Origin of the sequence: Alteromonas sp. I10 (genome assembly GCF_003201515.1) — a bacterium.
GTDB classification, from domain to species: Bacteria; Pseudomonadota; Gammaproteobacteria; order Enterobacterales; family Alteromonadaceae; genus Alteromonas; species Alteromonas macleodii.
Map to the genome: position 1 here is coordinate 74347 of NZ_QJJN01000002.1, position 15395 is coordinate 89741.

The 15395-nt window shown below is 45.7% G+C and carries 12 protein-coding genes; 6 read left to right on the forward strand and 6 right to left on the reverse strand.

Annotation, left to right across the window (positions count from 1 at the left end; genetic code table 11):
* Positions 1-89 precede the first annotated feature (89 nt).
* The 5 genes from BZA03_RS04725 to BZA03_RS04745 are packed head-to-tail and all read right to left on the reverse strand — an operon-like array spanning position 90 to position 5764.
* Positions 90-1949 carry a leucyl aminopeptidase gene (locus BZA03_RS04725; RefSeq protein WP_110288115.1) on the reverse strand — a complete coding sequence of 620 codons (1860 nt, stop codon included), beginning with the start codon at positions 1947-1949 and terminating at the stop codon, positions 90-92.
* On the reverse strand, positions 1946-2728 hold the full coding sequence (locus BZA03_RS04730; RefSeq protein WP_110288116.1) for an ABC transporter permease: 783 nt from the start codon (positions 2726-2728) through the stop codon (positions 1946-1948). Before BZA03_RS04730 ends, BZA03_RS04725 begins: the two co-directional genes overlap by 4 nt.
* Positions 2728-3450, reverse strand: a complete 723-nt coding sequence (locus tag BZA03_RS04735) for an ATP-binding cassette domain-containing protein (protein WP_110288117.1) — start codon at positions 3448-3450, stop codon at positions 2728-2730. Before BZA03_RS04735 ends, BZA03_RS04730 begins: the two co-directional genes overlap by 1 nt.
* Positions 3441-4418, reverse strand: a complete 978-nt coding sequence (locus BZA03_RS04740; protein ID WP_110288118.1) for a PQQ-dependent catabolism-associated beta-propeller protein — start codon at positions 4416-4418, stop codon at positions 3441-3443. Before BZA03_RS04740 ends, BZA03_RS04735 begins: the two co-directional genes overlap by 10 nt.
* On the reverse strand, positions 4415-5764 hold the full coding sequence (locus BZA03_RS04745; RefSeq protein WP_258364583.1) for an ABC transporter substrate-binding protein: 1350 nt from the start codon (positions 5762-5764) through the stop codon (positions 4415-4417). The genes BZA03_RS04740 and BZA03_RS04745 overlap by 4 nt, the downstream gene beginning before the upstream one ends.
* A gap of 184 nt (positions 5765-5948) precedes the next feature.
* Here BZA03_RS04745 and BZA03_RS04750 point away from each other — a divergent pair, with 184 nt between their 5' ends.
* From BZA03_RS04750 to pedF, 3 genes are all read left to right on the forward strand, one after another.
* Positions 5949-6857 carry an ABC transporter substrate-binding protein gene (locus tag BZA03_RS04750; RefSeq protein WP_110288120.1) on the forward strand — a complete coding sequence of 303 codons (909 nt, stop codon included), beginning with the start codon at positions 5949-5951 and terminating at the stop codon, positions 6855-6857.
* A gap of 300 nt (positions 6858-7157) precedes the next feature.
* Positions 7158-8945 (forward strand): PQQ-dependent methanol/ethanol family dehydrogenase, encoded by a 1788-nt coding sequence (locus BZA03_RS04755; protein WP_014977357.1) that lies wholly within the window; start codon positions 7158-7160, stop codon positions 8943-8945.
* Between the two features lie 295 nt (positions 8946-9240).
* Positions 9241-9738, forward strand: coding sequence for a cytochrome c-550 PedF (gene pedF / locus BZA03_RS04760; RefSeq protein WP_014950662.1), 498 nt, complete (start codon positions 9241-9243; stop codon positions 9736-9738).
* A gap of 144 nt (positions 9739-9882) precedes the next feature.
* Here pedF and BZA03_RS04765 read toward each other — a convergent pair whose 3' ends face one another.
* Entirely contained in the window at positions 9883-10815 is a 933-nt protein-coding gene (locus BZA03_RS04765) for an AEC family transporter (RefSeq protein ID WP_014950661.1), read from the reverse strand.
* 184 nt (positions 10816-10999) lie between these two features.
* On the opposite strand from BZA03_RS04765, the gene BZA03_RS04770 reads away from it, so the two are divergent.
* From BZA03_RS04770 to BZA03_RS04780, 3 genes are all read left to right on the forward strand, one after another.
* Entirely contained in the window at positions 11000-12748 is a 1749-nt protein-coding gene (locus tag BZA03_RS04770) for a diguanylate cyclase (RefSeq protein ID WP_110288121.1), read from the forward strand.
* Between the two features lie 105 nt (positions 12749-12853).
* Positions 12854-13972, forward strand: coding sequence for an adenosylhomocysteinase (locus BZA03_RS04775; protein WP_110288122.1), 1119 nt, complete (start codon positions 12854-12856; stop codon positions 13970-13972).
* A 197-nt stretch (positions 13973-14169) separates the two neighbouring features.
* Positions 14170-15375 carry a Xaa-Pro peptidase family protein gene (locus BZA03_RS04780; protein ID WP_110288347.1) on the forward strand — a complete coding sequence of 402 codons (1206 nt, stop codon included), beginning with the start codon at positions 14170-14172 and terminating at the stop codon, positions 15373-15375.
* Positions 15376-15395: the final 20 nt, after the last annotated feature.

Sequence of the window (15395 nt, forward strand, 5' to 3'; positions counted from 1 at the left end):
TTATGATTAAACGCATGACTGAGTATATGTTGAATATGTGTTAACAGATATCCTCCTAAGGGAGGAGAACTGTCATGAATTTTGATGATTTATTGATTATTTTTGATAGCGCAGCTGCTTAAGTAAGATAACAGCAGAGGAATAGGGCGGCCGGTCGCCGATAACGATTTGGTGTAGGTAAAAGCGGTTCCTGCCACATCGAGGTGAGCCCACGGGATGCCGTCAGCAAAGCGAGAGAGAAAGCAGCCTGCCGAAATAGCACCGGGAGAGTTTATACCCGTATTCATCATATCCGCGTGCTGAGAGGTAATGGCGTCTTGATATTCTGGCCAAAGTGGGAAAGGCCAGCACCTGTCGTTGGCCAGTTCACCCGCTTCAACTAACGCACTTTCAAGCGCTGGAGCGTTGCTAAAAAGTGCAGTGGCTTTGTGCCCCAGTGCGCTAATGGTCGCGCCGGTTAGGGTTGCAATATCAATAATAACCGAGGGGGAGAACTGTTTCGCGTAGCTGATTGCATCGGCCATAAGCATACGCCCTTCTGCATCGGTGCTCATGACTTCCACGGTTTTTCCTGAGTGCATAGTAATGATGTCACCCGGGCGATAGGCTTTGCCATCAATCGCATTATCAGCGCTCGCCACAATACCAATAATATTTATATTTAACCCCAGTGTGGCAACCGCCTGAATGACGCCCAATACACAGCCAGCGCCTGCCATGTCGTAAATCATATGGCGCATATCAGGGCTGCGTTTTAACGTTATGCCGCCGCTGTCAAAGGTTACACCTTTGCCAATTAACACTACTGGCGGTGAATTCTCTAAACCTTTGGCTGTATAGCGAAGAATAGGCATGGTGGCAGCAAACTGTGAACCTGCATTTACCGCTAAATACCCGTTCATGCCTAACTGCTTTAGCGCACTTTCATTGAGGATATCGCAAGACACCGTATTAAAGGTTTGCGCCAGATGCAGAGCTTGTTCGGCCAGATAATCTGGCGTACATAAGTTGGCTGGCATGTGGGCGAGATCTTTAGCCCACGTCATTGCGGCATTCAGGGCTGATTCATAGCGGATAGTGTGTGAAACGAGACGCTTTTGCGCGTTATTAAAATGCTTGGCATCTAATGCAAGAGACAGCGTGCCCCTAATATCAGTTGCTTGGTTAATTGCTTCATTAGTTGCGGCGTTTTTTTCAACACTAGTTGCGTTGTTGTTGCCATCGCGGGCTCGACTGCTAGAAACCGAACGATTATTCGTTTTATAGCCTTTATAGTGATAACCGTGCTTGAAATAGCTTCTAAGTAGCGCACTCAGAAACTGCGAGTGGCTCGCAATGGTGCTAACAGGGTCGCTGCTTACTGTTTCAGTGCTAGAAAGCGCCATAAACGACAGTTTTTCTAAGGTTACCGACACGCTTTTAAGCTTTTTAAATAATGCATCGAACTGCTGTTCTAGATAGCGAAATGCTGGCGCGTTAGTTTGCTTCAAGTCACTAGTGCTTTTCGAATAAAACGCGGAGTTTGAATCGCTAGCGTAGCTTGAGCGGTTAACTATGGAGGGGTCATTAGTTTTAGATAAAGTCGAGGCACGGCTAGAGACGTTGGGTGCATCTGACGCTTCAAAAAGCGCAAAATCGACACCATAAAACAGCACCCGTTTTACTTCAGCTAATTGTTGGCTAATTTTGTTTTTTCCGCTGTTTTCAGTGTCTGAGATGTAACTTGTTTTAAACGCCTTAAGGCCTTCTACTAATACACATTGGCCTTTATTTCCTGCAAAACCTTCATCGTCAAAAACCTGCTCAATGTATGTCTTAGCGAGTGTTGAAAAGTGAAAGAGTTGGCTCGCTAATAACTCGGGCGTAGTTAAAATAAGTAAGCAGTCACTATCGTCTAACGTTTCAATTTTATTGCTTTCATTAGCCCAGGTTAGGTTTGCTTTTATCACGAGAAGCACCCTTTTGAGGCTTTGGGGCGAAAGCTTCTCACAGCGAAAATAAAAGTGATAGCCGTAAGACAAAGTACAACGGCTAGCGCGTTGTGTTCGAGTTTTTCATAGAGCGCAAATCGCAGTAATTCTACGCCGCTACTAAAGGGGTTAAAGGCGCAAATCTGATACAGCCATTCGCTGGCCTCACGCATTTTCCAAAGCGGGTATAGGGCGCTTGATAGAAAGAACAACGGGAAAATGACAAAGTTCATGACCCCGGCAAAGTTCTCTAGCTGCTTAATATAGTTTGCCAGTAATAATCCTAACGAACCTAAAAACAATGACAGTAGCGCAATAACAGGCAACGCATAAACGTATCCCAACGCAGATAGACGTACATCAAGCAGAAGCGCAAAGGCAAAGAATATATACACCTGAATAGCGCTTACCAAGGTGTTGGCTATAAGCTTGCTGCCTAGCAGAAAAGGGCGGGGAACCGGGCTTAACAGCAGTACTTTCATGCTGCCCATTTCTCTGTCGTACACCATGGACAATGAACTTTGCATACTATTAAAAAGCACAATCATGGCGGCAAGCCCAGGTACAATATACTCTTCGTACAAAATATAACTCTCGTAAGGCTCGGTCATTGAAAGACCGAGGGCCGAACGAAACCCTGCGGCAAAAACAAATAGCCAAAGCAGCGGGCGCACCAATGCACTTAACAGGCGTGTACGTTGCTGCCAGAACTTCAGCATCTCTCGGGTAAGTACACCCACAAAACAGCACCAATACATCAGGAGCCTTCCTGCATCAAATGCTGCCAAAGGTGCTCAATATCCTGTTGATGATACTTGGCTAACAAGGCTTCACATTGGTTGTGGGCTAACACTCGTCCTTTTGATAAGACTATCAAGTTGTTGTTGTGCTTCACTTCTTCAAATAAATGCGTGGCCCATAGTACACTTACGTTTTGCGAATGAGCGAGTGCTTGTACTACCCGCAAAATAAGATGACGGGATTCTATGTCTAAGCCAACGGTAGGCTCGTCTAGTAGCAGCAAGGATGGCTTGTGAATAAGGCAGCGAGCTAACTCGACCCGACGTCTGTGCCCGCCATTTAAGTTTCTAATTTTTGTGTTGAGCTTAGTTGTAAGATCGAGCTCGTCGAGCAGGCCTTGAATATGAGATAGCGCGCTAGTGGTACTTATACCGTGGAGCGAAGCAAAGTAGGACAAATTTTGTTTTACTGATAAGTCGATATCTAAGGTACTTTGCTGAAATACCACGCCCATTTTCGCCATAATACTTGTGCGAGATTGAGACAGGGTAGCACCATCAAAGGTAATGCTGCCTTGCGTGAGTTTTTGAAGGCCCGTAATAAGCGCAAATAAGGTACTTTTGCCTGCGCCATTTGGCCCAAGCAGCATGGTTAAGCCTGGTTTTAGGCAAAGGCTTATATTGTCCAGCGCGTGATGGCCGCCGTACTGATGTGAAACCGCCTGAACCGCTATTTCCATTTAACCGCCACGCCCCAAGGGTAACGTCCCACTTTTACCGTATGCTCTACGTTTAACGTGTGGGTATTGATGACAGAAACATCACCGCTCACACCGTTAGTGGTCAGCAATAAAGACTGATCTTGATTAAACGCTAGTTGCCACACTCGTCGCCCAACCAAAATGTAGTCTTCCACTTCGAAGGTATCGGTATTGATGACCGCTATGCGATTCGCTGGGCCAAGCGCCACGAAGGCGTAGGGCTTATCTTTCATAAGCACAATACCCACTGGCTGAACCTTGTCGCGATAAACGCCTTTAATGGCAAAGGAAAGGGTCTTCACTTTTTGCTTAGTAGCAGTATCGAAAATACTAACGGTGCCACCTATTTCCGAGCTTACCCAAAGGTACTTGTCATCTTTGGTAAAGTGAGCATCTCTGGGTCTTGCGTCAACCAAGCTATTTGCAATATTTTCGTGCGTTTTGGTATCTATCCAGTGCACCATGTTAGTGGTTTCTGATGTGACGACCATTATGCTGCCGTCGTGACTCACTGCCAGCCCCTCAGGCTCTACGCCCACATCTATCTGAGAAATGACCTGAGCCGTTGGAATGTCGATAACAGTAAGAAGGGCATCGTCTTCATTAGCTGTGTAAATAGTGGTGCCGTTAGGATGTAATGCTATGGTTTCAGGATCTGCACCTGAGGGAAGATCGCCCACTATGGAATGGGTAGACAAATCCATAATTTGAATGCGATCAGCATCAGAGGCACAGATATACGCGTGGGACTGGTCTGCACTTAAAATAAACCCTCGGGGTCGCTCTCCAACCTCGATAGTTTCAACCACATCAAATGTCGTCATATCAATGACAGATAGCGTGTTGTCTTTTTCGTTAGTGACATACGCCTGAGGAAGTGCAAAGGCTTGAGGAAGTGCAAAGCTTGCCATTAAACTGCCAAGCAAGAGTGCAAAGCGATAGCTCATAACTTGTCCTTACAGGTAGTGTGTGTTGCGCCTAATGTGTCCAGTTCGTTGGTTTGGTGCAGAAAGCCATCAAGGGGCGCATGAGTCACCAATGCGTCTTCGTGGGCCAGCGCAATAGGCTGACGAAATTGGTGGGTGTAGGGGCGAATAGAAAGAGGGCGGCCTTTATAGGCACCCAGCGTGTAGTGGTCGCTAAGCAAGGTTTTAAGTATTCCCTGCTGCGTTAAATCGCTTCCTTGCTGCGCAGCATTTGCCACCGCCGTTACCGCAAGATACGCGGCGAAGTCGACTTCATTCATGTGTCTGTTAAACGTATCGTTAAAACGGCTTTGAAGCTGACGGGCGCCCCATTGTTCGTGGGTAAAATGCCAACCTAGCGCTTTTAGGCCGGCAGCACCTACCACAGGTACGGGATAATAGGTGTTAAAGGGTAGGCTATACGCGAATTGCGCCGCGCTATCGGCGGTAAAAACAGCCTGATAGGTTTCAGTTGTTCGCGTAAATTGAGGAATTTCAGCAAAGGCAGCCCTGCGTAAATCAAAACTGTCTTTCCACTGTTTAGTTTCAACAAGTGAAAGCTTGAATTTTTTAGCGCTGCGTTTGAACGCGGCTAGGTATGCAGCATCGTCAGCGGTTTTTCCGTAAACTGCAAATATCTCGTCAATACGCTTAGTGCGAAACCACTGGGCTAGCGCGTCGGCTTTCATCTGATAACTGGGGATTGTATGAAACAAGGGCAGGCGACATGAATTTTGTCTCAGCAAATCATCGCTATTAGCTACGTTAAAAAATACGGCATTAGGAAGCGTGCTTTGAATAGTGGCAATCAACGGCTCAATTGAGGCAGCCTTTACCTTATCACTGCTTCGCATGTCCAGTAGTACAACGGGTGCAATATCGCCTTGCTGATTGCTGCTTATTTCTTTGTGATTTGCTTTAGCACTTGAACCAGAGTGCTGGTGTATTTTAGCTAAAGAAGCTTGCAGTTCGCCGATAGAAGGTACACGGATTTCAGTTAACTCAAACTGATAACCAAGAAATTTCCCCGTGATATTGGCATCCTTTATCGCCACACTTGCGCCAGCTGTCCCCTCATTGCTGGGGGACTTTAAATAGTCTGGTGTGCCTGGTGGAGATGTGCCCGCAACTTTTATGTAAATGACCACAATAGTGGCAAAAGAGGCCTGTGGTGCAGCTTGTTGAGTACGTGAAGGTTGCGCTTCATTAAACGCGAGCGCGCTGTTTAAAAACGACAACAGAACGCAGCAAAAAAGTGACGCTACACACTTTTGATAACGCTTACCGGTTAATCGTCTTTCAACCGTGCTTTTTACACCCTTTGCCATATACCACCCTGAGCTCAGCTGCATGCTTTTGCTGATATCTGTTTGTCTGACATAAGGGTATATGGCAATTTTCCCGAAGAACATCCTCCTAAAGGAGGAATGCTATGGCGCTAAAGTAGCATTAGTAAAATCACGCTAACCCCTTAGTATGCTTAAGAAGTTCGATTGAATAAGTGGGTAAGCTGTGCAGTTAGTTAAACCTTTTCGAGTTATTTTCATTTTACTCTGCCTGATAACGGGTTCTGCGCTTTCTGCGTTCGGGGAAGCAAGATCGTTAGACGATATTAAAGACAGCGGTTTAATTAGAATTGCGGTGTACACCGACTATCCTCCATTTTCATTTATTGAAAACGACAGCCCCACAGGTATTGATATTGATATCGCCCGTGAAATCGCGAGCGCCCTTGGTGTTGAGCTAGAACTGATATGGATGACACCAGGTGAAACGACAGAGGACGATTTCAGAAATTACCTATGGAAGGGCCATATAATTCATCGCATTAAGGCTGATGTGATGATGCGCGCGCCTTACGACCCAAGCTTTTCTCAAAAACGTGACGACGTGGGCTTGTTGGTTAATGAGCTCGTTCATATGTTTGCCCCCTATCAGCGTGAAAGCTGGCAAATCATTCACAACACGCAAACCTTGCCCGAAGTGGAAACCATGGGCATGTTTCAATATCACACGATTGGTGCGGAAATAGACAGCATTCCCCACTTTTACTTAACGTCAGCGTTTGGCGGCCGATTGCGAGAAAAAACATCGCACTATGGTTCAAACGCAGAAGCGATTGACGCAATGAAAGCAGGAACCGTCGAAGCGGTAATGGGATTGCGCTCGCAAATATCCTACCTCAGTCAGTTTGTTGATAATGAGCAATATCGCCTTGCAAGCAACGCGTTTCCGCTTATTGGAAAGCAAAAGTGGGACATAGGACTTGCTGTTCATACTAATTATCGCGCACTAGGCTATGAAATTGGTGATGTAATTACGCGAATGGTGGTAGAGGGTGATATGCAACGGTTATTTGAGAAATACAAAACTATTTATGAGATGCCGCCTTATTTTGCGGGGAATGAAAGTTCAGAATAAGATAAATCAGTATAAAAGCATGTGACCAATAGCGTTCAGAGCGATAGTACATTAGGCAATAACTCTATGGCCAATTGCCTTCTTACCTCTAGCGCCGTTATCAGTCACGCATTAGTTTAAAAAGACGTGAAAGCGTAAAGGCGTTAATCAAAAGGGAAAATAGCCCTTCATTCCTCCTCCTAAAGGAGGAGTCAAATCACTCCGCTGTTGCATAGGCATCGACATCCCCCCTAGCTATGCTAATCCTAACGAATAGTCTGAAACAGACCATTTATGGCCTACATGCAACTAGGAACCGTTATGAATAATAATATGCCAATTAAAAAACTTGCCCTGTCTATGCTGGTTTGTGCAAGTGCGTTAACTCCTGTCCATGCTGTTGTCACCGACAAAGATATTCAAAATGACCACGTTACCACTGACGACGTAGTGACGTATGGAATGGGCTTGAAAGCTCAGCGCTATAGCCCGCTAACCGCCATTAACCGCGATACAGTAGAAGAAGTACGTCCTGTGTGGGCGTTCTCATTAGGTGGTGAAAAGCAGCGGGGTCAAGAATCGCAGCCTCTGGTAAAAGATGGCGTGATGTATGTAACCGGATCTTACTCTCGTGTGTGGGCCATCGATGCGAGAACTGGTGAAGAGCTATGGCAATATGAAGCGCGTTTGCCAGACGGCATTATGCCTTGCTGTGACGTGATAAACCGTGGCGTTGCGCTTTACGATAATCTGGTCATATTTGGCACCTTGGATGCCAAGTTAGTAGCACTGGATAAAGACACGGGAAAAACTGTTTGGAAGAAAAAAGTTGAAGACTACCGAGCGGGCTACGCCATTACTGCAGCGCCTATTGTAGTTGACGGAAAAGTCATTACAGGGATTTCCGGTGGTGAGTTCGGGATCGTCGGTAAAGTGTATGCTTACGACGCGAAGTCTGGCAAACAGCTATGGGTTAGACCTACCGTTGAAGGGCACATGGGGTACTTATGGAAAGACGGTAAGAAAACCGAAAATGGTATTTCAGGCGGCGCGCCAGGTAAAACATGGCCTGCTGATTTATGGAAAACCGGTGGTGCAGCAACGTGGCTAGGTGGTACTTACGACTCAGATACAGGCTTGCTATTTTTCGGTACGGGTAACCCTGCACCGTGGAACTCTCACCTACGTCCGGGCGATAACTACTTCTCGTCGTCGCGCTTAGCTATCGACCCTAATACAGGAAAAATTGTGTGGCACTTCCAAACCACGCCGCACGATGGCTGGGACTTCGATGGCGTAAACGAGCTTATCTCGTTTGACTACCAGGAAAACGGCAAGACAGTGAAAGCGGCGGCAACCGCCGACAGAAACGGCTTTTTCTACGTCCTTAACCGCGAAAACGGTGACTTCATTCGCGGCTTCCCGTTCGTTGATAAATTAAACTGGGCAAAGGGACTGGATGAAAAAGGTCGACCTATCTACATTGAAGAAAATCGCCCAGGAAGCCCAGCGCAATCAGCTGATGGTAAACAAGGTGCACAGGTTGTCGCTCGCCCTGCGTTCTTAGGTGGTAAAAACTGGATGCCAATGGCCTATTCAAAGGATACTGAACTCTTTTATGTGCCTTCAAACGAATGGGAAATGGATATCTGGAACGAGCCTACCTCTTACAAGAAAGGTGCGGCGTACCTAGGTGCGGGTTTCACCATCAAATCAGTGAATGAGGACTTTATCGGCGTACTTAAAGCGATTGACCCTAAAACAGGTAAAACCGTTTGGCGCTACAACAACTTCTCTCCACTTTGGGGCGGCGTGTTAACTACAGGTGGTGGTTTGGTTTGGACCGGTAACCCTGAAGGTTATCTTATGGCCTTTGACGACAAAACTGGCGAAATGGTTTACAAGTTCCAAACTGGCTCAGGTATTGTTGGCTCTCCAGTGACATGGGAGATGGATGGTGAGCAGTACATCTCTGTACTATCTGGATGGGGCGGCGCAGTGCCATTATGGGGCGGTGAAGTTGCAAAACGCGTGAAGCACTTCAACCAAGGCGGCACCGTGTGGACGTTTAAATTGCCTAAGCGCTATCAGCAGGTGGCAAAAAACTAACCTTAGCTGAGCAGTAAATAGTGATTAATACATGGCCAGCGCCTAGGTGCGCTGGCCTTTTTTTCTTCACCTATTCATTTACCTGTTAGCAAGGTAAGTCTTCATCATTCTTATGGGCGTTATTTCGACTCTGACTTTAGCACTAACGTTGAAGCAGCAATTGTAAAGCTTGCGCTTTCAGTGGCTATCATTGTGGCCTCCTACCAAAGGAGGAGCCTTTCAAAACCAAAGTAGAGTTACCCCTTACTTCCTCGTACGTATACTTAATTCATAGTCTTTTGAGGATGTATGAATTATGAAAACAAAAATATCGATGTTGTTTGCGGCACTCGTGGTAACTGGCTTGTCTGGCCACGTGCTTGCACATGGAAATGTTATCCCTCAAGGAGCAGATAGCTCAGCTATGCCGCCAATCACTGATGGCGATGAGTCTGAAAATGGCTGGGTGTTTGAAAACCCATATCGAAGCCTCGATGAAGAAACCAAAACGAAGGTCATCAAGTTTGGTGAGTCAGCTTATGCAAATAACTGTGCAGGTTGTCACGGCTTGCACGCGCAGTCTGGCGGAATAAACCCAGACCTTCGTGAACTCGACCCAGAAAGTTTTGAAGACGACGAATGGTTCGTTGAGCGCTTGCGTTTTGGCTCGGCGAAAGGCATGCCTGCACTTGGCGGTATTCCTGAAGGTCAAACCGATCCTATCTTAGACCAAGAGACACTTTGGGCTATTAAAACCTACGTTGAAGCACGTCGCGTTGTGGCCATTGAAGAGGGTGAGATCGAAGCAGATTAGGGCGACGTCTGTTACGCCTTTTTCGCCGGGTTAACGTCGAGTTACCCGGCGCTTTTAGTTTCCAATACCGTCTAACAACACATCAATAGCTTCACTCTTCACTGTTTATAAACTTAAAATGCGCTTAACAAAGACGTATTTTCATCACACCAGCTGTAGTTTACTTAATATTCCAAAGGCGAGGGCGGTAATAGGCAGAGATGCCAATGTGCTCACTGCGATGATACTTGCCGCCAAACGATAATCACCGCCTAAGTTTCTAACCATGACATAGCTTGCTGCAGCAGTAGGTGAAATGGCGAGAAGAAGAACAATGCCCAGTTCCATACCTCTAAATCCAAAAGCATAGGCAAACGCGACTAATATGGTGGGATAAACCACGCATTTACTGGTTGTGCTAAGCACAATGTTAAACCAGTCACTGGAGAATGAGCGGAACTGTAGGGAAGCACCGGTACAAATAAGTGCAAGTGGCAGTGTTAGCTGCGCAAAGTATTCACCGGTTTTTATCAAGGTGGTGGGCAATTGCCATTCGAAGTAAGAGAAGGGGAGCGCTGCCGCGATAGAAAGAATCAGCGGGTTTTTCGCCATGCCAGTAACTTGACCCAACAAAGAACGCGACGTGCCTTGATAAAAATTAAGAACAAAGACAGACAATACGTTAAACAATATAGTAATACACCCCATATAGACCGAGGCTACAGCAAGCCCTTCTTGCCCATAGGTATTGGCACAATAAGCAAGGCCAATAATGCCCATATTGGCTCTGAAACCGCCTTGTACAACCACACCTCTGGCTTTGTACGGATGTACGGTCAGATGAGAGGTAATCATCAGAGCGGCAAAAACAATGAGCGTGCCCATAACTCCAACGCCTATCAGCGATAGGTTGGCGGCTTTAGAAAAGTCTGCTCGCGCTATCGATAAAAATAATAGCGCAGGGAGCGCAACGTTAAATACCAGTTTAGATCCAGCTTCTATAAACCCTTCATTGAGCCATTTAATGCGAAAAAATAGCCATCCCATTAACAGAAGGATCAAAACAGGAATCAGCGTGCTGGTAATAAAACTAAGCATAAAAGATACGTAAGCCTTTACATGTGGAAACGAAACAACATAAAAACGCATTTGTAGAATATTGATGAATTTAACCTATTCACAAACGGTTTTGATAAGCGTAACTTAATATTTATATAAGAAAGGGTTGCCGATACAAAAGCTTGCCCTGTGTTTAAAAGCCCCTATTCAAAAGAATTGATGTATGAAAGCACTTCTTTTATTTATTGGTTTTGTAATAGTTAATTGCTTGTGGGGCGGGCTCTCTCACGCTTACGCTAAAAGTACTGCGTCTTTAGATAAAATGCAGTTAGTTAACGACAAGCTGTGGATGTATTACGAGGAAGGTAGTCAGCTTACTGCTGAAGACATCCTGACTAAATATCAGCAGAATACACTTATAAAAAATACTAAAGGGCGCGTTAGTTATGGGTTCACTGGTAACACGGTTTGGGGTGTGTTGGCTGTTGAATTAGATACATATGGTGTTCTTGTTACTCGTATTGCTAAAAATAGCACAATAAACGTACCTTTTCTTCCTCTGAAAATAGAAATAGATAATGCGTGGCTAGACGATATCGACCTCTATTTTTTCGAAAACGGTCAAAGAAAGCGTCATGTAAAACTTGGTGATAATCAGGTGCACAGTGCTCGCTTTGAAAACGCGCGAATGCCTTCTGTATTCTATCGATTTACCCAGCCTGAAACGCTGGTGGTTTTTCGATTTTCCTCTGAAGATCCTATGACGATCCCCATATACGTAGGGCCACCAGTAGTTGCCAAAAACAAGACAACGGAAAATGCGTATTTTTATGGCGCGTTGTACGGCGCACTCGTTATTTTATTGGTCTACAACTTGGTTCTATACTCCTATCTCAAAGAACGGCGCTACCTGCTTTATTCCTTATACCTTCTCTCGTTTTTGCTATTTAACTTCACTTATACCGGTCATGGTTTCTGGTGGCTTTGGTCAGAATCGATATTCCTTCAACAGTGGCTTTTGCCCGCGCTAATGTTTTTGTATTTGTTCAGTGCGGTAAGATTCACCATCGAGTTTCTTAATACCCAACTCTATCTACCAAAGCTCTATCGGTGTCGGAAGTATATCTATGGCGCATTGGGCGCACTCGCTGTCATCATTGTGTTGATTGGAAGTCGCTCTTTCGCGGTGATGTCGCAGCTTGCCGTTTTAACAACAATAGCGATTTGGATGTTGTTGATAGGAATTTTTGCCTACCGTAATGGCGACACATTAGCTAAATTTTTCCTTCCAGCCATTTTATGCGGAACCGGCGGTGCGATGGTGTCGAGTCTAGCCACATGGGGGCTTATTCCATACTCGAAATGGGCATTTAGAGGCATTGAAATCGGCATGGTGTTGGAAATGTCTTTACTATCTATCTCACTGGCATTTAACTACAAACAAGTACAGCAAGCGCGCAGAAACGCCGAGCGTGACGCAAGGCTCGATCCACTTACGTCGCTTTATAATCGGCGAGCTTTTGAAGACTTGGTTTATCCTATTTGGGAGATGGGAAAGCGCAGTAATAAGTTCATGTCGGTTATGCTCATTGATATTGATTGGTTTAAAGGTATCAACGATAAATATGGTCACGACATGGGTGACAAGGTGCTGAAAAAAGTCGCTGAAGAAATTAAAGGGCAAGTTAGGGGCTCTGACATTACCTTTCGCTGGGGCGGCGAAGAGTTTTTGGTATTTTTGCCCAATACTCGGGTGCATTACGCCAAGCAAATTGCCGAGAATCTCCGCGTACACCTTTTCACCCACGACATTAACAAATTCATACGAGTGACAGTAAGTATAGGTGTGGCAGGAACCTCGCCAGGCGAAGAGAATGTCAATGTTCTCATTAAACAGTCAGACCAAGCCTTGTACCTAGCGAAAGCAAAAGGTCGAAACAAAGTGGTGGTTTGGGAGGAAGATTCAGAATAAGAGAAAATAACCGAGAGGAGAAATTCAGGAAAGTATCTAGCTGATTTATAAATACAGCATTCTCACGTATGATTCTGCTTTTCATTTTCTCAGAGTATCCTTTTCATGTACCAAGATTTTCAAGCAGAGTTGGCGTGGGCTAGCCTTCATATGCCGCGCACTCGTAATGCCATTGCATCACTTCCCAATCTGTCGAACGTTAAACTTGCTTGCAACATGCATTTAGATTTGAAAATGGCGCCTTTGGTTGAAGGGCTACTTTCACGAGGATGCGACATTTTTCTTACCACGTGTAACCCCACTACGGTGCAAGATGACGTGGTGTCTTACCTTGTTGATAAAGGCGCAACGGCCCATGCATGGCGTGATATGAGCGAGGCTGACTGGTCTGAGTCATTCGATAAAGCGCTGGCGTGGCAGCCTACCCATTTGTGTGAAATGGGCGCAGATCTGACAACTCGACTTCACGAAAATATAAAAGCAAATAAACCAGTACCGAGCATTGTATCGGGCTTAGAAGCAACGGGCTCTGGCATTAACCGTTTAAATGGTATGGCGCCAAACTATCCAATATTTAACTGGGATGATTTGCCGGTAAAAGAAGGGCTTCACAACAGGCACATGGTGGGCTTAAGCGCATGGCAAACCTTCTTCCAAACCACTCATCTAACCCTGCACGAAAAAGTAGTGGTTGTTATTGGTTATGGCTTGGTTGGGCAGGGCGTTGCCGCCTCGGCTAAAGCGTTTGGGGCACAGGTTCAAGTTGCAGAACTTGATCCAGCAAGAGCGCTTCAAGCGAAATACGACGGCTGGCCAGTGGTTGATTTAAATGAAGCGGCTAGTCAAGCTGACGTTATTGCCACTGCAACTGGCGCGTATGGCGTGGTGAATTCGAGTCATCTAGACAACATGAAAGACGGAACATTTATTTTAAATGTAGGCCATGTAGCCCAAGAAATTGATGTGCCTTATCTTAAAAACAACGCTACTCACAGTGAGCCAATGCCTTATGTAAATGCCTATAAACTGGGCGATAAAACACTGTATCTTCTAGCCGATGGCTCTATGTTTAACTTAACTGCGGGCTATGGTGACAGCATCAATGCCTTCGACGTAACTTTGGCCGTTATGGCGGCGGGTATCGGCTATATCGTAAATGAAGGCGCAAAAAGCGAAAAAGGCTTGTACTTGCTACCAGAGGCTGCGTGGAAAAGTGCACTGTGAAGCACAGCGAGTCATTAGCGAGTGTTTATCTTTAGGTACGCTGTACAAGCTGTACAAAAGGTCTAGCCATCTCTGCTTATCTCGACATTTCTATTGAATGTTGTACAGTGAGCCCGTTTTAATAAATTCATATTTAAGGCGGGCTGATGACCATTCCAACAGGCAATCAGCCTTGCGCCAGTGTAGGGACGAAAAAAATGGGTAAAATAATAGGCACAAAAACACCACAGCAGGCTTTAGATAGCCTTGTCAACATGACAGGCGATCTGCGCCCCATAGAACTCTCTGAATACAAAGCCCGAATTGCCAAGGCGCAGCATTATATGCAGGAAAATGGCATTGGTGCGCTCTACTTAAACGCGGGTACTAACTTAGCGTATTTTACAGGTATGCAGTGGTACGCCAGTGAGCGTTTAGTCGGTGCGCTTTTACCTGCAAAAGGTGACGTTGTATATATAGCTCCTACCTTTGAGATCGACTCTTTAAACGAACGCAAATTAGTGGAAGGCGACATAATTGGCTGGCAAGAGCACGAGAGCCCATATGCGCTTGTCATAGCTATGCTAGATAAACTAAATACCGCTGGAGGCGATAAACTGGGTGTGGATGAGTCGACCCAGTTTTTTATCGTAGATGGTTTGAACAAGATGCTTGGCCACTCTTGGCAAATTATCAATGGTGCAGAGGTAACAGCACACTGTCGCATGCACAAATCTGAAAGTGAACTCACGCTTATTCAACGCGCTATGGACATGACCCTAGCTGTGCACAAAGCGACTGCCAGTATGCTTTATGAAGGCATTACCACGACAGAAGTTGAAGCATTTATTAACGATGCACATAAGAAAGTGGGGGCTGCTGGAAACTATTTTTGCATTGTACTTTTTGGAAAAGCCACCTCGTTTCCCCACGGCGTTAAAGACCCTCAAGTACTAAAGAAGAACGACTTAGTATTGATTGATACTGGCTGTAAGGTGCATGGCTACCTCTCTGATATCACGAGAACCTATTGTTTTGGTGAGCCAACCGATAAGCAAAGAGCATTATGGGAAAGCGAAAAACGCGCGCAGCTTGCCGCATTTAACGCTGCAAAAGTTGGTGTTCCCTGTGGCGATGTGGATAAAGCTGCGCGAGACAGCTTAGCTAAAGATGGCTTAGGACCAGACTATAACTTACCAGGTTTGCCTCATCGAACCGGGCACGGCATTGGTATGGATATTCACGAATGGCCTTATTTGGTGAAAGACAATCCTCACCCGCTAGCATCTGGTATGTGTTTTAGTAACGAACCTATGATCGTAGTACCAAACGAGTTCGGTATTCGCTTAGAAGATCACTTTTATATGACCGAAGATGGCCCTGTGTGGTTTACTGAGCCTAGCGAATCGATTGACTCTTTATAAGTAAACTAAAATTAAGCTGC